This is a genomic window from Vibrio sp. Isolate24 (genome assembly GCF_022398215.1).
GTDB classification, from domain to species: domain Bacteria; phylum Pseudomonadota; class Gammaproteobacteria; order Enterobacterales; family Vibrionaceae; genus Vibrio; species Vibrio coralliilyticus_A.
The window spans coordinates 15,988-36,703 of sequence record NZ_JAKEUU010000004.1 but is presented as its reverse complement, the minus strand read 5'-3'; the positions used below and the strand labels follow the sequence as shown (position 1 = coordinate 36,703).

The following is a 20,716-nucleotide window of genomic DNA, read 5'->3' as shown; positions in this document are numbered from 1 at the left end:
CTCTATTGAATAGAAGCCGATATCTTCAATAACAAGGAAACACTATTGTGACCACAATTGTCCAGGAATCCGCAGTTACACTGCATTTTACTATCAAGCTTAAAGATGGTTCGGTAGCCGATAGTACACACAACATGGGTAAGCCGGCTAAGCTAGTCATCGGTGATGGTAGCTTGAGTGAAAATTTTGAGCAGTGTCTGTTGGGACTTGAAGTGGGTGAGCAAAAGGCTATTGAACTGAAAGCGGAAGATGCCTTCGGTGCTCCTAATCCAGACAATGTGCACTATATGGATCGGGCGAAGTTTGTTGGTGATGCGGAAGTGGAAGTGGGCACAATCATGGCCTTCTCTGGTCCTGATGGTATGGAAATCCCTGGAATCATTACTGAAATTGCCGGTGACTCAGTGACGGTTGATTTTAACCACCCGCTAGCAGGGCAAGATGTGACTTTTGAAGTTGAAATTTTGTCAGTAGAATAGCGACCTGAAGCGATAAGATAATCACTATGAGCAATGAAATGAAAATTCTTTTAGCCAACCCACGCGGTTTCTGTGCTGGTGTTGATCGCGCGATCAGTATTGTTGAGCGTGCATTAGAAATGTACCAGCCACCGATTTATGTTCGTCATGAAGTCGTGCACAACCGATTTGTGGTCGAGGGGCTGAAACAAAGAGGCGCTATCTTTGTGGAAGAACTTCATGAAGTGCCCGATGACAATATTGTGATCTTTTCTGCTCATGGTGTCTCTCAGGCGGTTCGTAAGGAAGCAAAAGAACGCGATCTGACGGTCTTTGATGCGACTTGCCCATTGGTAACCAAAGTTCATATGGAAGTGGCTCGTGCAAGCCGCCGTCATATGGAAGTGGTTCTGATTGGCCATGCCGGACACCCTGAAGTCGAAGGTACAATGGGCCAGTATGCCAGCGAAGAGGGTGGTATGTACCTAGTTGAGACGCCAGCGGATGTGGTCTCTCTTAAAGAGAAAGTCAAAGATCCGAGTAATCTTCATTATGTCAGTCAGACGACATTGTCTGTAGATGAAACTGCTGATGTCATTACCGAGCTGCGTCGCGTATTCCCAGAGATTCAAGGGCCACGTAAGGACGATATCTGTTACGCCACGCAGAATCGTCAGGATGCGGTACGTGAAATGGCAACGGATGTGGATGTCGTGATTGTTGTCGGTTCTAAAAACTCATCTAACTCGACTCGTCTCAAAGAGCTGGCTGAAAAGCTGGGCACTCCAGGGTATCTGACAGACTGCCCGGAAGATATCGAGCCCGAATGGTTTAACGATAAGGTGAAAGTGGGTGTTACGGCGGGGGCGTCAGCGCCAGAAGAGCTGGTTAATCAGATTCTGGAACGCATCAAAGAGCTTGTTGGCACACGTTCGGTAGAAGAAGTACTCGGCCGTGAAGAAAACATGTTCTTTGAAGTACCAAAAGAGCTACAGATTAAACAGGTCGACTAGAGACTTGGAAGGATAACAAGGCGACATTACGTCGCCTTTTTTACATCCGATTTAAATGCAGAAAGTTGGTTTTAATCTGATTTTTCGCTAGCGTGAGCATTTTGCTCATCGACACTTGTAAAGCAGTTTTCAGACAAAAGAAAAGGCTCCTTAGGAGCCTTAATCAATATGCCAGTCTATAGGCTTAAGCGGTTTCCGTCGCCACTTTGGGCTTGTCTTCATCTGCTAGGTCAGTTTCCCCTTTGCCTTTAGACTTTTTGATGACGTAGGCCGTTGTCGCGAGTGAGAACAAGATACCAGCGATGGTAGAAACGTTCATTGGTAGACCAAACCCTAGCGTGCTGTTGTTTAGGATAAAGGTCACCACGACAGTCGTCATAAAGATTGCTGGAATCGTAGTGATCCAGTGCAGCTTGTTGTGACGAAGTAGGTAAGCTGAAGCCGTCCACAGCATCATAACTGCTGTTGTCTGGTTAGCGAAGCCGAAGTAACGCCAGATAACACCAAAGTCTACCTGAGTTAGGATGCCACCAATCACGAAAAGAGGGACAGCCATCAGTAGGCGGTTACGTAGCGTTTTCTGTTCCATGTTGAAGTATTCAGCCAAGATCAAACGGCTAGAGCGGAACGCAGTATCACCGGATGTAATTGGTAGAATCACGACACCTAAGAAGGCAATCACACCACCAAATACACCAAGCAGGCCAAATGAAGAACTGTATACTACGTTACCTGGGCCGCCGTTTTTCACAGCTTCAGAAAGCGCATCAAGGTTACCGAAGAAAGATAGAGCAATCGCACACCAGATAAGCGCAATCACACCTTCACCAATCATGGCGCCGTAGAAAACGAATCGACCGTTTTTCTCATTCTCCATACAACGAGCCATCAAAGGTGACTGAGTAGCGTGGAAACCAGAGATAGCACCACATGCGATGGTGATAAATAGCGCTGGCCACAGTGGCATGTCGTTCGGGTTGAGGTTAGTGAACATATCCGTTACTTGGAAATCACCCATTACGGTGTGCTCGCTAGATAGTGCCACTGCTGTCATCAAGCCAACCGACATAAAGATCAATAGAGCGCCAAACAGTGGGTAAAAGCGACCGATGATTTTGTCGACAGGAACGATAGTGGCGATGATGTAGTAAGCAAAAATAGCAATGACCATGGTCGTCATGCTGACAGACAAGCTAGTCTGGTCGTTGATCAGGTTAGTGATCATTCCTGCAGGTGCTGAAACGAATACCACACCGACCAGAAGCAATAGGACAATGGCAAAGATATTCATAAAGTGTTTTGCACCATTGCCTAGATAGCGGCCTGTGATTGTTGGCACAGAAGCGCCACCGTTACGTACCGACAGCATGCCGGAGAAGTAGTCGTGCACGGCACCAGCGAAAATACAGCCAATGACAATCCATAGCATGGCCGCTGGGCCGTAAAGCGCGCCCATGATTGGACCAAAAATCGGGCCTACGCCTGCGATGTTCAAAAGCTGAACGAGATAGACTTTCTTGGTCGACATAGGGACGTAGTCCACACCGTCCGCTTGGGTATGAGCTGGTGTCTGGCGCTTTTCATTGATGCCGAAGACTCTTTCAACAAAAGCCCCGTAGAGGAAGTATCCGCCTATAAGAGCGGCAACACAGGTTAGAAACCACAACATAGCACTCGTTCCTTAGTGATAATTTAATAAGTTCAGCGTCGATATTACGCTTCTGATTAGCAAGACTCATCCGAATTTGAGTTGAGTGGTCGTATGGCGGCGCCAGTGGTAATTGACACCATTAAGCGGTTTTTAACCGATCTCGGTGGCAAAGTTGGTCATTTAGTGTTTTGATTAAGATAGCTTTAATAAAAACAAGGAAAAACAATGAGAAAACTCATTTTTTTGTTGTTGGTATCTACGTTAGTTGCCTGTGCGGCAAGCCCAGAACAATTGGCTGAGGAAGGAGACTGGTACGAAATTGGTTATCAAGATGGTGTCCGAGGTCACACTCAGCGTTCTTTTAAAGAGCTAGCCAGCTTAGGCAGTGTTAAACAAGGGGATTATGATCAGGGCTACCTGACAGGAATCCAAGAATACTGCAATCCTAACTTTGCGTATCAGATTGGTTTAACGGGGCAGTATTATGAAGGTGTGTGCGAGGGCACTGAAGAGGCGCAGAAGTTTCGCATGGAGTGGAAGCGTGGCTGGGATGAGCACGCTAATAAGTATTATTGATGAAACAAGGCTTGGTTGAGGCCAAGCCTTGTTTATTTTACTTGTAAGATTTCTAGCTGCTGTGGTTTTCCACTGCCTTTCTGAGAAAACCCTCTTGACGACTTAACTGTTGTTTTGCGCTGTCGACATCCAGCCCAGTGAGAATCATTAAGATGGCGAGTTTCACGTCATAATCAGTTTGCTCAAGTGTTGTGATGGCTTGTTGCTTATCACAGTCTGTGGCTTGCATGACAATTCGCGCTGCGCGGGCAACCAGCTTTTTATTGGTGGCTTTGACATCCACCATCAGGTTTTCATAACTTTTACCCAAACGAATCATGCTTGCTGTTGTTAGCATGTTGAGTACCAGTTTTTGCGCGGTACCTGACTTCAGTCGTGTTGAGCCAGTGAGTGCTTCTGGGCCAACGACTGGGCTGATGGCGATTTGAGCGACTTCAGCAATGACCGAATCTGGATTGCACGATAACGCCACTGTTGTTGCCCCTAGATCATTAGCGTATTCCAGTGCGCCAATAACATAAGGGGTACGCCCGCTGGCCGCAATACCTACCACCACATCTTTCTCGCTAAACTCAATAGATTTGAGATCCGCAACGCCAAGTTCCGGTGAATCTTCTGCGCCCTCTTTGGCTTTGAGGATCGCTTCTGGGCCACCAGCAATCAGTCCGATCACCATTTGATCAGAGACACCAAACGTCGGTGGGCATTCAGAGGCGTCAAGAATTCCCAAGCGCCCACTGGTTCCCGCTCCCATGTATACTAAGCGACCGCCAGATTGAAAGGCTTGAGTGATTTTATCGACAGCCTGAGCAATATCAGGCAGGACTTTTTCTACCGCGAGAGGAACGAGTTTATCTTGCTGGTTAATTCTTTTAACGATTTCCAGAGAAGGCAGCAAGTCGATATCCATGGTGTCTGGGTTACGACCTTCAGAAACCAGATGTGAAAGCGCTGCGATAAGTGCATCGTTGGTCATAATCGTCCTTATTTAATCGGCAAAGTACATCACACCAAGAGAAGCTTCTTGGCTTGCTCCGGTGACTTCTGGCAAATTGCTTGGCAGGTTGTGAATACGGCGATAAGCAAGCCAAGCAAATGCCATCGCTTCCATATTTTGACTGTCGACACCTTGTGAGTCTGTTGGACTCACACTCCATCCGGGAAGTAAGGCTTTAAGGCGTGCCATTAATAAAGGATTGTTGGCACCGCCACCGCATACTAATAGCCGTGGTTGCTCACCTTGAGTGTATTTGTCGACTTCATGGCTGATAGTTCGTGCAGTGTATTCACACAAGGTACGCTGAACATCCTCAACTGAGCAGTTGTGGTGACTGAGAATCGCTTCTAACCATGGTAGGTTAAATAACTCTCGCCCTGTGCTTTTTGGTGCTTTCGCTGCAAGGTATGGCTCCTGGAGTAAGGAGCTGAGTAAATCTGAATCTACATTACCTTGCTGGGCAAACAATGCGTCTTTGTCATACGGGTGACCACGGTGTTTCGCACACCAAGCATCCATTAGCATGTTACCTGGCCCCGTATCGTAGCCAATGACAGGGTGGTCATGACGAAGGACGGAAATATTGGCGATACCACCAATGTTGAGCACCACTGTACTGGCTTCGTTTGATTCAAATAAAGCGCGATGGAAAGCGGGAACCAACGGCGCCCCTTGTCCGCCCAGTGCCATATCTTTGCGTCTGAAATCCGCAATGGTCGTAATGCCGGTTCGTGTTGCAATGATATTGGCATCACCAAGCTGAGTGGTAAACGGAGTTTCTCCAGTTGGCTGATGGAAAACCGTCTGACCGTGATTACCGATCGCGGTAATTTGCTCTTTACTGTGGCCTGTTTTTTCAAGCAAAGCCAATACTGCTTCGGCGTACAAGTGGCCTAGCTGATGGTCGAGCGCCCCAATTTGTTGTAGGTCAGTTTGCTGACCCAGACAAATGTCGAGTACCTGTTGCTTTATTGATGACGGAATCGGGTAATCTTGGTTGTCGATTAACTGAATCTGTCCATTCATGACTTCAATTAGAGCGACATCAATACCGTCCAAACTGGTACCAGACATGATGCCAATATAAAGTTCTTTACTCATTGTAATTTTCCACCTGTTGTCTGGCTAGCAGAGTCGCACCGTCAAGTGCATCGCCTTTAGGAGTGATGAGTCTTGAGGACCATTTGGAGCTGAGATGTTGTTGATAGTATGCGCCCAAACTGCCTAAAAAAGCGATGTCTAGCTTGTTATTATCACAGCACTTTGCCACCAGGCTATCAATATGCTGTTGGCCTCTGTTTACGATTGTTGTGCTTACTGGGCAACCTTGTTGCGCGTGGTCCAATACGGCAGGAGCAAGCTGAGCAAAGCGTGAAGCATTGGCCGTGGTTAACCATTGTAAAACCTCTCCCCGTTGGCCACCTAAGTGTTGGGTCAAATAGTCGGTGAGTGGGTGGGAGGTTTCTTGTTCAAGCGCTTCAATGAGTGCTTGAACGGCTTGTTGTCCCAGCCAGGCACCTCCGCCATGATCGCCAATTGGAAACCCCCAGCCGCCATACATCTTACTGTGCCCATCGGCATCCAGTTGTGTGGCGACGCTGCCTGTACCAATGGCAATGCAATTCACGGCCTGACCGTGATTGACGCCCAGCAGTGAAATATGTGCATCTGTTGTGACTACGCAATGAGGGTAGATTTGCAATGATTGTTCAAGAGCAAGCTTTGCTTTCGCGTTACCTGCCCCAGCGACACCAATCACAATAGAAACATGACTGGCCGCCAGTTTTACTTGCTGTAAGCAAGCCTCAATCGCTTGATGTAGTTGCTGATGAGCTTGCTCCCCTTGTTGTGTGAGAGATGACGGACCCAGAGTCAAAGTAAAAATCGGGTCCGTCATTAGGGGGTCTATTGACGTTAGACGTAAGGCGGTTTTCGTTCCGCCTCCATCTATAGCGAGTAAGTGCGTAATCATAAGCGAGCCGCTTGTAGTTGCTCTTGTGGCTGTGCTTTGCCACATAGGCAGACCGCAAATGAAACGAAAGTACCGATACACAGCTGGTAAGGAAACGCTAGGCTCAGCCCAACCCAGTCAGGGTTCAGTAAGCCGAATGTGTTATCCCAGACATAAGCTTGAAGTAACAGTGTGGTTAGAAAGCCTGCCACCAGTGCCATGGCAACGGAACGTTCACTGCCTCGGTCAGTAAACAAAGCGGTGAAGTAGACGCCAAGTAATCCTGTGTAGGCAAATACCATTACGCTGAGAGCAAAAGCAAGTAGTGGCATATCTGTGTATTGTTGCCAGTAAAAACACAGGATCCCCATGCTGCCAAGTGCTATGGCTGCGGCTGCCATACCCAATCGGCCAACTTTGACATAGTGCGCATCATCTTGTTTGCCATCACGGGCTTCTTTCCAAGGTTTGTAAAGATCTTGAGTGGCGACAGAAGACATTGAATTCAACCCCGAATTTAATGTTGAAAGCGCGGCAGCCACCACACCTACTGTGACTAAGCCACGTAGACCCGCAGGCATCTCATTAAGAACGTAATACATGAAGATGGTGACACTCTCGCCATTGAAGTTCTGTACTACATCTTGCCCTTCTCCTCCCATTAGGTCCGGACGTTGATAGAATACGTACAATAGCAAACCAATGGTCATGAAAATCAGAACAATTGGCAGTGAAAAGATGATCGAATTGATCATGGCCTGTGAGCCCTGCTTGGCATTCTTACAGGTTAACACACGTTGAGTCATATCCTGATCGAGGCCAAACGCACCGATGTTCAATAGCACAAAGCCAGTAATACAGGCCCAGAAGCTAAATGTACCAGCAGGTGAGAAATCGAGGCTGAAATCGAATAAGGTAAGCTTTGAAGCCTGATCCGGCCCTGGATTTTCTAAGACCTGCATGATCTGACTAAGATCGGCGGGAATTTGTCCAAGCAGGTAAATGATGACAGCCACAGCAGCACCAACGTACACAATCAGCTGAATAAGATCACTCCAAATAACAGAGCGAATCCCCCCCATGTAGGTGTAGGCGAGACCGACAACAACCAATATCACGATGGAAGCAATAACGCTGGCAGGATCAATATTGGTAAACAGGATCATAGAAACGGCAATAGCGGCCATGTACAGGCGAGAGCCAGAAGCAAACACACGCCCGACAAGATACATCAAGCCTGCCCGTTGCTTGGTTCTTTCACCAAAACGAACTTTGAGTAACTCATAAACGGTTGAGACTTTGTTTTGGTAAAAACGAGGAATCAGCACCCAAGCCACAAATAGAGCGCCAAGAATACCGCCTATGTTCGTTGCAAGGTAAGTTAAGTCGCCACGGTAGCTGGAATCTGGCCCACCTAAAAAGGTCGCGGCAGATTGTGAGGTAGCTAGAACAGAGACTGCCACCACCCACATAGGCATACTATTTCCTCCGAGGAAGTAGTCCTTCGTCGAGGTGATTTTGACTCGGCTGAAATGCCAGCCAGTGTAGGCAATGATCGCAAAATATAAGGCGAACACTAACCAGTCTAGAGAGGTAAATAAAGAATTCATCGCAGCTCCATAGCTTGAATCATGTAGGGAATCTATTTATCGTTTTTTAGCAGTATGCTGATATGAATAACTCATTCCTAAATCTATTCTATGGTGGAATAATGACCGCTTTGATTCTATGATCCTGTTCTCAGTTCAAGCGTTAGCCTATTCCAAATACGGGTTTAACTTGGAATAACTATTCCCCAGCCTCACAGCCCTGAGTACACTGCAAACCATATAAAAGGAGAGGGAAGATGAAAGGTTTAGCCCGAATTCGAGCATTGCTACCACAATTGTCGCCTGCTGATAACAAGATCGCCCGTTATCTGCTCGAATACCCTCAACAGGTCAAACAGTTTTCTTCTCCAGAGCTAGCCAGAGCAATTGGTGTGAGCCAGTCGACGATAGTTAAGTTCAGTCAAAAGATCGGCTACAGCGGATTTTCCGATTTAAAAGTCCGCCTGTATGAGAGTGAATTGGCGTACCAGCCAAGTTCAAAAAAAGCGATTCATGGCACCATTTCACGTAGTGATAACATGACGCTGGTGATGGCTAAACTCCTTTCAAGCAAGCAGCAATCGCTCGACCGAACCGTTGCTCTCAATGATGAACAAACCATTCAGCGGGCAGCGGGATATTTGCATCTAGCGGGTAAAATTCAAATCGCTGGAGTAGGGGCTTCTTCGCTGGTGGCAAAGGACTTGAGCTATAAACTGACCAAAATTGGTCATGCCGTCCATTGTGAATACGATACGCATATTCAGGTGGCAAATGCGGCGGCATTGAGTGAAAACGATGTATTGGTGGCGCTGTCTTACTCAGGGCGAAGTCGAGAAGTTTTGAGCATTGCTCAGCTGGCTCGTAGTAAGGGGGCCAAGGTGATTATCATTAGCCAGCTTGCCCCTACACCATTGGACAAATACGCGGACATTAAGCTGATGACCGCCGCAGATGAAGAGCAGATTCGAAGCTCTTCCATTACCGCGCGTGATAGCCAGCTTTTGATGACCGATCTGCTCTTCATTGCTGTGACTCAGCAGGAAGAGAGCGCGGATCAATTAATTGAACAAAGTAAATCCGCCGTAGCGGCTTTAAAACAGTAAGGAATAATTATGGGACCTTTATGGCTTGATGTAGAAGGTTGCGAACTGAGCGCAGAAGATAAAAATATTCTTGAGCATCCAACGGTTGGTGGAGTGATTCTGTTTGCACGAAATTACCACGATAATGAGCAATTATTAGCACTGAATAAGTCGATTCGCCAGGCTGCGAAGCGTCCCATCTTGATTGGCGTTGATCAGGAGGGAGGGCGAGTTCAACGCTTCAAGGAAGGCTTTTCTCTGATCCCTGCGGCAGAAGCGTACGCTAAACACAATGATGGTGAAAAGTTGGCTGAGCAAGGTGGCTGGTTGATGGCAGCTGAGTTGATTGCTCATGACATTGATCTAAGCTTTGCTCCGGTACTCGATAAAGGCCATGAGTGTAAGGCGATTGGTAGCCGCTCATTTGGTGAAGACGTCGATACCATCATTCGTCACAGCAATGCCTACATGCGCGGCATGAAAGCAGTGGGCATGGCAACGACAGGTAAACACTTTCCCGGCCATGGTGGTGTGATTGCGGACTCGCATCTGGAAACCCCCTATGATCAGCGAGACACCATTCTCGAACAGGATATGGCGATTTTTAAAGCTCAGATCGAGGCTGGCTTGCTGGATGCCATGATGCCTGCGCATGTGGTGTTCCCTCATTATGACGACCAGCCTGCCAGTGGCTCTGAGTTTTGGCTTAAGAATGTACTGAGAAAACAATTGGGCTTCAATGGCATTATTTTCTCTGATGACCTGACGATGGAAGGCGCGTCTGTGATGGGTGGCCCTGCCGAGCGTGCGCATCAATCTCTGGCATCGGGTTGTGATATGGTACTAGTGTGTAATCAGCGTGATGCGCAGATTGAAGTGTTGGATAACCTGCCTGTAATGGAAACGCCACAAGCTAGTCAGCTATTAAAGAAACAATCTTTCACTTTGTCTGATCTGCGTAGCAGTGACGAGTGGAAGCAGGCATCCGAAGCCATGAAACGCGTTATTGGATAAGTTGAAAGTAACGAGTGAACAAGAGCCGCAATCGCGGCTCTTTTTAGTGGAAGCCAAGCATCTCTTTGAGGTTTTTCAAATAACGACGGCTAACGGGGATAGGGTGATCACTGACTGTGATGATTTCTGCTAGCCCATTCTCAAGTAATTTGATCTCTTTTATGGCTTTGATGTTGACCAAAAACTGGCGGTGGCAGCGCACTAACGGGGTTTTCTCTTCCAGTACTTTGAGTGTTAGTTGTGAAGTGGCTTTCTGCTCTGCTGTTTGGACGTGCACACCACCGATATCACTGTAGGCAAACTCTACATCTTGAGTTGGAATGATGACAATCCGATTGAGTCCGGTACAGGGTACCTGATCTAAGCTGGTTGGTGTGAGAGCAGAGATTTGTTGTTGAGTATTATGAGTGACGGACCTAAGCAGTCGTTTAATGGTTTTCTCTAATCGACAAGTATCAATGGGCTTTAACAAGTAATCGAATGCGTTGTCTTCGAACGCCTGAATAGCGAACTCATCGTAGGCGGTGACAAACACAACTTTCGGCATGGTGTCTGGATCGAGCATACCTAGTAGTTCAATGCCTGTGATTTGTGGCATCTGTATATCAAGAAACACTACATCGGGCTTGAGTTGATTGATTTTTTTTAAGCCTTCAATAGCATTACTTGCCTGCTCCAAGACGGTGACCTTTCCTGATTCTTCAAGCAGCTCTGTCAGCTCTTCTCGAGCAAATAATTCGTCATCTATGACTAAAGCAGAAAGCATGTTTGTTTCCTAATCGATATTTTTCTCGGGAATGAGGAAGCTCATTCGAGTCAGTTGGTGTGGCGTCACTTCGATACTGATCGATGCAGCCGGGCCAAATTTGTTAGTCAGTCTCTTGTCGACGATCTGCATTCCCAGACCTTGATGATCCGCAGGTGGTGTGTAGCTGCCCGCATTATCTTCAACGCATAACCGATAGCCTTGGGGCAACTTCTGGCTGTAAATCCGAATTCTTCCCCCTTCCAGAAGATTTGAAATGCCGTGTTTGATAGCATTTTCCACTAAGGGTTGAAGAGTAAAAGTGGGCAGTTTTCTCTCCAGTAGAGTGGAATCAATGTCAACGTCTACTTCTAACCTGTCGGTAAAGCGCGCTTTTTCTATGGTGAGATAAGCATTAACGTGCGCTAATTCTTCTTTAAGGGTAACCGTTTCTACATTTTGTTTGAGGTTGCTGCGAAAGAAATGTGACAGATGCTGAATCAACTCCCTCGCCTTAGGGGGATCGCGTCGAATCACGGCGCTAATCGTGTTGAGTGCGTTAAACAGAAAGTGTGGGTTGACTTGTGCATGGAGCAGCTTTATTTCAGCTTGGGAAAGTAAGGTACGTTTTTGCTGATAGTCACCAAACAAGATCTGACTGGAAAGTAACTGAGCGATGCCTTCAGCCATGGACATATTAATGGTTGAAAAGAGCTTACGTTTAGGCTCGTACAGCTTAATGGTGCCAATAACCTTGTCACCTGCATGCAAAGGAATAATCAGAGCAGACCCTAGTTTGCAGTTTTTAGACAGGGAGCACTGATAAGGTTTGTCTTTGCCATCGAGGTAAATGATGTCATTACGTGCAATGGCGTCTAATGTGCTTTGTGATGAAATAGGGGTTTCAGGTTTGTGATGGTCATCGCCGATACCGACAAAGGCAAGTATCTTCTCATTGTCTGTGATTGAAACCGCCCCTACGTTGGTTTCCTCATACACGATACGCGCAATCTTCTCGGCATTATGGGTATTGAAACCCGAAGCGAGTATACCGACCGAACGCTCAGCAATGTTTAATGCTCGGCGTGAAAAGGTCGCCGAGTACTCTTCAAAGATAGTTTTTCGATCTTGCAGTATGCTCATAAACAGCGCTGCGCCGACTGAGTTTGCGATGATCATTGGTGCCGCAATCGCAGAGACTAATGAATATGCCTGATCAAATGGTTTAGCGACGATCAGAATGATCGCCATCTGGGCGATTTCCGCCACTAAGGTGACTGCAAATACCACGCTTGGGTTAAAGAGTTGGGCACCTTTGCCCCGCCTGAGCAGATAGGTGTGTAATAAGCCACCAATCAAACCTTCTGCGGTGGTCGAGATAGCACAAGCAAGGTCGGTAAAGCCGCCAAGTGAGTAGCGATGCAAACCACCTGTTAACCCGACAAAGAACCCAACTACAGGCCCACCAAATAAACCACCCATCACGGCTCCTATCGCTCGGGTATTGGCAATCGCATCATTGATCTGCAAACCAAAGTACGTCCCCATGACACAAAACAGGGAAAACAGTACGTAGACACTGAGTTTGTGCGTTAGGCGATTAGAGATACTCAGCAATGGCAGGAAAATGGGGGTTTTACTTAGCATATAAGCAAGGACTAAGTAGACACACATCTGCTGAAGTAGGGAAAGAATGAGATCCATGAGTGAAATAATATGCTGGGCTATAGGCTTATTTTAGAAAAGATAAGTGGAAGAAAATATGCTCGAGTCGAAGTTTTTCAGCTAACTAGCTCAAATGACAACTATGTAAAATTTAATTTACGGTGTGTTTTTTAATGTGTACACCTTGAAATTTGTTTTTAGGCTGTTATTTTATGTTTATTCGCAGCCCATTAGAGATGCATTTAATTGGGTGTAAAAAAATAAATACAGGTTTGAGTTATGCAAAAAAGTGAGTTGAGCAATATAAATATTAGCGAAGAACAAGTTCTTATTACACCTGAAGAGCTGAAAACTAAGCTGCCTTTGAGCGATAATGCACGTCGCTTCATTCAAGAGTCTCGCCAGACTATCGCCAACATCATCCATAAGAAAGATCACCGTTTGTTGGTGGTCTGTGGCCCTTGTTCAATTCACGATATTGATGCAGCTAAAGAGTACGCGAAGCGACTCAAAGCCTTATCTGAACAGCTCAGTGATCAACTTTACATTGTTATGCGTGTTTACTTTGAAAAGCCGCGTACTACGGTGGGCTGGAAAGGCTTAATTAATGACCCGCATCTCGATGGCACTTTCGACATCGAGCACGGCTTGCATGTAGGGCGTCAACTTCTGATCGAGCTTGCTGAAATGGAAATTCCTCTCGCAACAGAAGCGTTGGATCCGATCAGTCCTCAGTATCTAGCTGATACATTCAGTTGGGCGGCAATTGGTGCACGTACTACCGAATCTCAGACTCACCGCGAAATGGCGAGCGGCCTTTCGATGCCAATCGGCTTCAAGAACGGTACTGATGGTAGCTTGGCAACAGCCATCAATGCTATGCAGGCTGCGTCATCAAGTCATCGCTTTATGGGTATCAGTCGTGAAGGCCAAGTTGCGCTTCTCACTACCCAAGGCAACCCAAATGGCCACGTGATTCTTCGTGGTGGAAAGCAAACTAACTATGACTCAGTCTCTGTGACTGAGTGTGAGCAGGATATGGCGAAAGCTGGTCTTGATGCCTCTCTGATGGTGGATTGTAGCCATGCCAACTCACGCAAAGATTTTCGCCGCCAGCCTTTGGTCGCAGAGGACGTCATCCATCAAATCCGCGAAGGCAACAAATCAATTATCGGCCTAATGATTGAGAGTCATATTAATGAAGGTAACCAGCCGTCGGATATTCCTCTCAATGACATGCAATATGGCGTATCTATTACCGATGCCTGTATCAATTGGGATACAACTGAGGCACTATTGCGTCACGCACACACAGAGCTGGTCCCATTCTTGGAAGACCGTCTGAAAGGTTAAAAGAGAAGAGTAACAAGGAACATCATGGCCGTTGAATTGAATGAATTGCGTGATCAAATTGACGCAGTAGACAAACAGATTCTGGATTTATTAGCGCAGCGATTGGCTTTGGTTGAGAAGGTCGGTGAAGTGAAAAGTGAACACGGCCTGCCGATTTATGCACCAGATCGTGAAGCGGCCATGTTAGCTTCACGCCGTGAAGAAGCGGAGAAGAAAGGTGTACCGCCTCAGTTGATAGAAGACATTCTTCGTCGCACCATGCGTGAATCGTACGCTAGTGAAAAAGATTCTGGTTTTAAGTGCTTAAACCCCGAATTGCGCTCTGTGGTGATTGTGGGTGGTAACGGCCAGTTAGGTGGGCTATTTGGCCGTATGTTCAAATTGTCTGGCTATGATGTCAAAGTGCTGGGTAGTCAGGACTGGGACAAAGCAGATGAAATGTTGGCAGAGGCTGGGTTGGTTGTCGTAACTGTCCCGATTCACCTAACGCAGGGGGTGATTGAAAAGCTGGGTAACCTACCAAAAGATTGTATTTTGTGTGACTTAACTTCTATTAAGTCTAAGCCTCTTCAAGGCATGTTAAGTGTCCACCAAGGGCCGGTTGTTGGTCTTCACCCAATGTTTGGCCCCGATGTTCCAAGCTTGGCAAAGCAGGTGATTGTGTACTGTGATGGCCGCGGTGAAGAGCATTACCAGTGGCTACTGAAACAATTCTCTATTTGGGGTGCTAGCTTATGCCAGATTGATGCCTCAGAGCACGATCATGGTATGACTTTGATTCAGGCTCTGCGTCACTTTACGTCTTTTGCTTACGGCCTACACTTGAGCCGTGAAAATCCGAACATTGAGAAGTTGCTACAGTTAAGCTCCCCCATTTACCGATTAGAGCTGGCGATGGTTGGTCGACTGTTTGGTCAAGATCCTAACCTTTACGGTGATATTATCCTTTCTTCCGATGAAAATATCGAGATGATCAAACGTTTCCATCAATGCTTTGGCGAAGCTCTAAAAGTGCTGGATGGTAAGGATAAGCAGGCGTTTGTTACGAGCTTCAATAAAGTGAGTGAGTGGTTTGGTGACTACTCGCAGCAGTTTATGCATGAAAGCCAGAATCTACTGAAGCAAGCAAATGATTCCATTCATCGTGGCTAACCTATAACTCCTAACCAGATATTGTAAGAGCTGTCCTAGGCAGCTCTTTTTTGTCGATTAATCTACCCTTCATCGGTTCTTTACTGTGTGGACCGACTGATCCTCATAGGGCTGATGAGTCAGGTTAACCTGCAATCTAACTGTGTTGTTGATTAGCTTAACCAGTGGTGCCCATTTCACTTTCTTTTCTTTTTCAAACAGGTAATTAAAGTTTTCTGGTGTCCAGTCCATCATGTACTGCGGATTGAGTGCACGGCCGAGAAAGCGAACTTCGTAGTGCAGGTGTGGGCCAGTTGAGTTACCTGAATTGCCGCAAGCTGCAATCAGATCGCCTTTACTGACGAACTGTCCGCTGCGAACTTTAAACTTAGCTAAGTGGGCATAAGAACTCACAAAGCCAAAAGAGTGCCTCAAAGTTAGAAAGTTACCAAAGCCTTTTGTGCTTGGACGAACTGTTTCGACAACACCATCAGCGGGGGCGTAGATGGGTTCGCCACGCTTACAGGTCAAATCGATCCCCGTATGGGTATGACGTTTACCCGTGATAGGGTTAGTTCGTTTACCATAGGAGGAGGAGATACGAAGGTAATCCATTGGCGCGTCGTTGGGAATCATCCGAAACATAGTAGCTCGTACTGCAGAGTCGATAGCCGCGGCATCCAGTCGACTGAGTAGGTTGTTTTCTTCTGCTTGTGTGTCATCAGCTAGACCGAGTACCGATTCTACATCATAAACTCGTTTGCCTAAGGTATGGAGCTGGTCGCGCTTCTCTTCAAGTTCCTGAGATAGGGTGTGAGTTTCATCCACTTGCTGCTGATATTGTTGCTCGGTTTGATGGAGTTGTTTGAGTAATTGAGCCACTTGAGAGCGGGAGGAACTGTGTTGATACCAGCTGTAATAAGCGATCATCGTACTGAGTCCAAGCACACTGATTGAGCCAATAATAGTAAAAAGAAGGGCTTTTCTTGAAACGTGAAAAAGTTGCTCCCCAGATGACGAGGGGATAGAAATTATGATCTGTTTGGACATACGGCTCGGTTAGGTGTATTCACCCAAGTCTGACAGGTGTTCGATGTCTCTATGTAGGAGTTCATCATCACCGACATTCAATTCAATTAACCGCTTAAGATGTCCGATACTTTCTATATCAATATGATCAATACTCATACGAATCACATTGTTACGGAGGCTCACAATTTTGCCGACTAGCTCAATCGTGATATCACTATCTTGAAGCGAGAATGTTACATCTACCATGCTGTCGACATCAAGCGAGTCTGCGTCATCCGACGTCAGCAGCAGTCCATGCAAGGATAAATCGCACAAAGAGGATTTCACCACTTTGTTGTCTTGAGATAGCAAGGCTTGTGTTTGGTAAACAATGCGCGAAAAACGACGGCGTTCGATCATAGTTGTCTCTCTTAATGGTATCCAATAAGGCTATCAAATCAGGACTGACTGCTATACGCGTCGGTTCGCATTATTGATTTAAAACACGGTAAAAACCACCCGTATTGTGAATCAATATACAATAAAGGCCGCTATATTAGCGGCCTTTGCACAAACTTCAAGCAGAATTACTTCGCAATACGCTTGTATTTGATTCGGTGCGGTTCCGCTGCTTCTGGACCTAAGGTCTTCTTCAGCCACTCCATATACTCAGTATAGTTACCTTCGTAGAAGTTCACCTGTCCTTCATCACGGTAGTCAATAATGTGTGTGGCGATACGGTCAAGGAACCAACGGTCGTGCGAGATAACCATGGCACAACCTGGGAATTCGAGTAGGGCCTCTTCCAATGCTCGTAACGTTTCAACATCAAGATCGTTGGTCGGCTCATCGAGTAGCAGAACATTACCGCCAGCTTTAAGTAGCTTCGCTAGGTGAACGCGGTTACGCTCACCACCGGATAGCTCACCAATGACTTTCTGCTGATCACTGCCTTTAAAGTTAAAGCGTGAGCAGTAAGCGCGCGCTGGAATTTCAAAGTTATTGATCTTAATGATGTCTGCGCCTTCAGAGATCTCTTGGTAAACGGTTTTGGTGTCATCCATAGAATCACGGAACTGATCAACTGAGGCCAGTTTAACAGTATCACCCATTTCAATGGTGCCAGAGTCTGGTTGTTCAGTACCGCTAAGCATTTTGAACAGAGTCGATTTACCTGCGCCGTTAGCACCGATAATACCCACGATAGCACCCTTAGGCATACTGAACGACAGGTTATCAATCAGTACTCGACCATCGAAAGATTTAGACAGGTTATTGACTTCGATAACCTTATCTCCTAGTCGCTCACCAGGTGGAATGAACAGCTCGTTAGTCTCGTTACGCTTCTGGCGATCGCCACTTTGTAGTTCTTCAAAACGAGCCATACGAGCTTTAGATTTAGACTGACGACCTTTAGGGTTTTGACGAACCCACTCCAGTTCTTTTTCAATCGTCTTCTGGCGAGCTTTTTCCTGAGAGGCTTCTTGTTGTAGGCGCGCATCTTTCTGCTCTAGCCAAGACGTATAGTTACCTTGCCATGGGATACCTTCACCACGGTCAAGTTCGAGAATCCAGCCCGCGGCATTGTCTAGGAAGTAACGGTCGTGGGTGATAGCGACAACAGTACCTGTGTAGTCCACTAGGAAGCGTTCTAACCAAGCAACAGACTCTGCATCAAGGTGGTTGGTAGGTTCGTCGAGTAGCAGCATATCGGGCTTAGAAAGAAGCAGGCGACAGATGGCAACACGACGGCGTTCACCACCAGATAGGTGTTCTATCTTTTGATCCCACTCAGGAAGACGCAGTGCATCCGCAGCACGCTCCAGGGCGTTCTCAAGATTGTGCCCTTCTTTGGCTTGGATTAGCGCTTCAAGTTCACCTTGCTCTTTTGCGAGTGCATCAAAGTCAGCATCTGGCTCGGCGTACGCTGCGTATACTTCGTCAAGACGTTTCATTGCTCCTGCAACATCGGATACCGCTTCTTCAACGATTTCACGTACGGTTTTGGACTCGTCTAATACAGGCTCCTGCGGTAGGTAACCGACGTTCAATCCAGGTTGTGGGCGTGCTTCACCATCGATGTCAGTATCGATACCTGCCATAATTCGAAGAAGTGTCGATTTACCAGCACCATTTAGACCAAGAACACCGATCTTGGCGCCAGGAAAAAAGCTTAGCGAGATGTCTTTCAGAATTTGACGCTTAGGTGGCACGATTTTGCTCACCCGCGACATAGTATATACGTATTCAGCCATTGCCGATCGTTCCTAAAATTTCAATTCACGTAGAAGAAGCATTTTATACCAAGATGACGGGCTTTGTTACCTTCGAAATGAGGTCGGCAAGGAACTAATTAGGTTATTGATTGATAAGTGAACAAATCATTTGTTGTGGTGCCACTTATGTCACAGTTGTGTGAATTTATTATTATTTGCATCTATACGCTTTACACGGCTGCTTACAATAAGCATAAATGAATAACCATATGACTTATTCTCAACGGGACGAGAATTTATGATGCTGACGTTTTCAAAGTCGCTGCATCGCATTCCTTCATCGATTCTGACCTGGGTTTCGATGGTTTGCAGCGCAAGCATAGCCACTTCAGCAATGGCGAGCGATCTCCAGCAACAGCGGAAGATTTATGATCAGGCTCAAGAATACCTCGATAATGATCAGGTCACTCAATACCAAAAAATCCGTAACCAGATCAAAGACTACCCTTTAACACCCTACACAGACTATCGTGCATTTTTGGTGAATATTGGACAGCGTTCTCCAGCCGAAGTTGAAGCTTTCATTGAGAGCAACCGTACTTTGCCATTCTCAAGTCGTATTCGGGCACCATACATAGATAGTCTTGCCAGACAAAAGCAGTGGCAGAAGTTGATAGAGTTTCAGACGGTTGAACCTCGTGGCGAAACGTATCAATGTCATTACTACCATGCGCTTTACCAGATGGGTCAAAAAGATCAGGCATTTGCTGGTGCGGAAAAACTTTGGCATTCGGGGCAGAGTATCGCTGATGCTTGTGACCCTCTATTTGATGCCTGGGACAGAGCTGGGCTGAGAACTGACCAGCAAATCCTTGAGCGTATGTTGTTGGCGTTCGAAGCGCGCAATGGATCTTTGATGAACTATCTCAAGAAGCTATTGGACTCAGATAAAGCTCGCCAACAGGCTTTAGACATGAAGGCATTGTTCAATCGTCCAGAAAGTGTGGTTAATTTTGCTCGCCAGCATCCGGACAACGATCTGTCTCGTGCTCAGACTGGTCTCGCGCTGAAGAAACTGGCTCGAAAAGATGTTCGAATGGCTCAAGAGGCCTTTGATAAAGCAACTAAAGCCCAAAGTATGCCCCAAGATGAAAAGCAGAAATTGGCGGATTATATTGCTTTTAGACTAATGAATACTGAGTCTAAATCGCTGGCAAAATGGCGTGATAAAAAGATAGCCACCTCTAGTAATGATAATTTGATAGAGCGGCGAGTGCGCTTAGCAATACAGGAAGCTGACTGGCACGGAGTTGAAAGTTGGATCAGCTACTTGTCTGAAGAAAAGCAGCAAAGTTTACGCTGGCAATACTGGCTAGGTCGTAGCGAAGTGGCACTAGGCGACACTACTCGAGGCAGTCAGCGTCTTGAGGGGTTGGTTGGTCAGCGGAATTTTTATAGTGTAGCGGCAGCTAAAGAGATTAAACGCTCGATAAATTATCCTGTCTCTACCATTTCTTTTGAACAGCAAACAGTCAAACCATTTAGGACGGCTTTAGTTCGTATTGAAGAGCTGATTGAGCGGGATAAAATAGCCGCAGCGAAAAGTGAGTGGCGCTGGTTATTAAATCGTGCCAATTCACAGCAAAAGGAAATGTTGGCAGCGTATGCCTCTTACAAAGATTGGTCTCATTTAACGGTAACTGCGAGCATTAAAGCGAAAATGTGGGATAACCTTGAGCTGCGTTTTCCAGTTGCGCATCGTTGGTGGTTTAATTTCTATGGTGAAAAGCACAGCATTGACCCAATCACGTTGATGTCTTTGGCAAGGCAAGAAAGTGGTTTGGATGTGGAAGCGCGTTCTCCTGTCGGTGCTCGCGGGATTATGCAAATAATGCCATCAACCGCCAAGTATACGGCACGTAAGTACCAACTCGCCTATCGCAATAGTAACGACTTATATAAGGTCGGTAAGAATATCGAGATAGGTAGCCACTATCTCAAAGGCTTGTTAGAACGATACGATAATAATCGAATTTTTGCGTTTGCTGCGTATAATGCAGGGCCACACCGAGTGAAAACCTGGCGCGAGCGTACCCAAGGTAAGTTGGATGCTTATGCATTTATCGAAGCTATTCCATTTAAGGAAACTCGTGGTTACGTGCAAAACGTTTTGATGTTTGAAACCTATTATCGCAACCTGTTAGGGGTCGATGGTGCGTTCCTCAACCAAAATGAAATTGACACCAGGTACTGATTTTATG

18 protein-coding genes are annotated in these 20,716 nt (G+C 46.5%); 8 read left to right on the top strand and 10 right to left on the bottom strand.

Annotated features, from left to right (window positions below; all coding sequences use genetic code 11):
• Positions 1–47 precede the first annotated feature (47 nt).
• Together fkpB and ispH are read left to right on the top strand one after the other, a co-directional pair.
• Positions 48–479, top strand: coding sequence for an FKBP-type peptidyl-prolyl cis-trans isomerase (fkpB, locus tag L1D23_RS16905; RefSeq protein WP_239838483.1), 432 nt, complete (start codon positions 48–50; stop codon positions 477–479).
• 26 nt (positions 480–505) lie between these two features.
• Positions 506–1,471, top strand: coding sequence for a 4-hydroxy-3-methylbut-2-enyl diphosphate reductase (ispH, locus tag L1D23_RS16900; RefSeq protein WP_239868660.1), 966 nt, complete (start codon positions 506–508; stop codon positions 1,469–1,471).
• A 184-nt stretch (positions 1,472–1,655) separates the two neighbouring features.
• Here the strand turns inward: ispH and L1D23_RS16895 are convergent, their stop codons facing one another.
• A complete protein-coding gene (locus L1D23_RS16895) occupies positions 1,656–3,140 on the bottom strand; it encodes a carbon starvation protein A (RefSeq protein WP_239868657.1) in 1,485 nt (494 codons plus the stop codon).
• A 207-nt stretch (positions 3,141–3,347) separates the two neighbouring features.
• On the opposite strand from L1D23_RS16895, the gene L1D23_RS16890 reads away from it, so the two are divergent.
• Positions 3,348–3,698: a DUF2799 domain-containing protein gene (locus L1D23_RS16890; RefSeq protein ID WP_239838480.1), complete on the top strand. Its 351-nt coding sequence runs from the start codon at positions 3,348–3,350 to the stop codon at positions 3,696–3,698.
• Positions 3,699–3,750: 52 nt separating this feature from the next.
• On the opposite strand, the gene murQ is transcribed toward L1D23_RS16890, so the two are convergent.
• From murQ to L1D23_RS16870, 4 genes are read right to left on the bottom strand one after another with little or no spacing between them, the layout of a single operon-like run.
• Entirely contained in the window at positions 3,751–4,674 is a 924-nt protein-coding gene (gene murQ / locus L1D23_RS16885; RefSeq protein ID WP_239868654.1) for an N-acetylmuramic acid 6-phosphate etherase, read from the bottom strand.
• Between the two features lie 12 nt (positions 4,675–4,686).
• Entirely contained in the window at positions 4,687–5,796 is a 1,110-nt protein-coding gene (locus L1D23_RS16880) for an anhydro-N-acetylmuramic acid kinase (protein ID WP_239868651.1), read from the bottom strand.
• A complete protein-coding gene (locus L1D23_RS16875) occupies positions 5,789–6,667 on the bottom strand; it encodes a BadF/BadG/BcrA/BcrD ATPase family protein (protein ID WP_275667347.1) in 879 nt (292 codons plus the stop codon). The genes L1D23_RS16880 and L1D23_RS16875 overlap by 8 nt, the downstream gene beginning before the upstream one ends.
• Entirely contained in the window at positions 6,664–8,256 is a 1,593-nt protein-coding gene (locus L1D23_RS16870) for a sodium:solute symporter (RefSeq protein WP_239868642.1), read from the bottom strand. Before L1D23_RS16870 ends, L1D23_RS16875 begins: the two co-directional genes overlap by 4 nt.
• 236 nt (positions 8,257–8,492) lie before the next feature.
• On the opposite strand from L1D23_RS16870, the gene L1D23_RS16865 reads away from it, so the two are divergent.
• Positions 8,493–9,341, top strand: coding sequence for a MurR/RpiR family transcriptional regulator (locus tag L1D23_RS16865; RefSeq protein WP_239838475.1), 849 nt, complete (start codon positions 8,493–8,495; stop codon positions 9,339–9,341).
• Between the two features lie 9 nt (positions 9,342–9,350).
• The gene (gene nagZ / locus L1D23_RS16860; protein ID WP_239868637.1) at positions 9,351–10,334 is read left to right on the top strand and encodes a beta-N-acetylhexosaminidase; all 984 of its coding nucleotides are present in this window, start codon (positions 9,351–9,353) and stop codon (positions 10,332–10,334) included.
• A gap of 43 nt (positions 10,335–10,377) precedes the next feature.
• Here the strand turns inward: nagZ and btsR are convergent, their stop codons facing one another.
• Both btsR and L1D23_RS16850 read right to left on the bottom strand, forming a co-directional pair.
• On the bottom strand, positions 10,378–11,100 hold the full coding sequence (gene btsR, locus L1D23_RS16855; RefSeq protein WP_239838473.1) for a two-component system response regulator BtsR: 723 nt from the start codon (positions 11,098–11,100) through the stop codon (positions 10,378–10,380).
• Between the two features lie 9 nt (positions 11,101–11,109).
• Positions 11,110–12,783: a sensor histidine kinase gene (locus L1D23_RS16850; protein ID WP_239868633.1), complete on the bottom strand. Its 1,674-nt coding sequence runs from the start codon at positions 12,781–12,783 to the stop codon at positions 11,110–11,112.
• A 240-nt stretch (positions 12,784–13,023) separates the two neighbouring features.
• Here L1D23_RS16850 and L1D23_RS16845 point away from each other — a divergent pair, with 240 nt between their 5' ends.
• Positions 13,024–14,097 (top strand): 3-deoxy-7-phosphoheptulonate synthase, encoded by a 1,074-nt coding sequence (locus L1D23_RS16845; protein WP_239838471.1) that lies wholly within the window; start codon positions 13,024–13,026, stop codon positions 14,095–14,097.
• Positions 14,098–14,121: 24 nt separating this feature from the next.
• Positions 14,122–15,249: a bifunctional chorismate mutase/prephenate dehydrogenase gene (gene tyrA / locus L1D23_RS16840; RefSeq protein ID WP_239868630.1), complete on the top strand. Its 1,128-nt coding sequence runs from the start codon at positions 14,122–14,124 to the stop codon at positions 15,247–15,249.
• Positions 15,250–15,318: 69 nt separating this feature from the next.
• Here tyrA and L1D23_RS16835 read toward each other — a convergent pair whose 3' ends face one another.
• The 3 genes from L1D23_RS16835 to ettA form a co-directional block, all read right to left on the bottom strand.
• Complete coding sequence (locus tag L1D23_RS16835) at positions 15,319–16,278, bottom strand: M23 family metallopeptidase (RefSeq protein WP_239868627.1); 960 nt, start codon at positions 16,276–16,278, stop codon at positions 15,319–15,321.
• Between the two features lie 9 nt (positions 16,279–16,287).
• On the bottom strand, positions 16,288–16,659 hold the full coding sequence (locus L1D23_RS16830) for a PilZ domain-containing protein (protein WP_239838468.1): 372 nt from the start codon (positions 16,657–16,659) through the stop codon (positions 16,288–16,290).
• Positions 16,660–16,826: 167 nt separating this feature from the next.
• Positions 16,827–18,494 (bottom strand): energy-dependent translational throttle protein EttA, encoded by a 1,668-nt coding sequence (gene ettA, locus L1D23_RS16825; protein ID WP_239868624.1) that lies wholly within the window; start codon positions 18,492–18,494, stop codon positions 16,827–16,829.
• A 259-nt stretch (positions 18,495–18,753) separates the two neighbouring features.
• Between ettA and sltY the strand changes: the two genes are divergently transcribed.
• Positions 18,754–20,709, top strand: coding sequence for a murein transglycosylase (sltY, locus tag L1D23_RS16820; protein ID WP_239868621.1), 1,956 nt, complete (start codon positions 18,754–18,756; stop codon positions 20,707–20,709).
• Positions 20,710–20,716 lie beyond the last annotated feature (7 nt).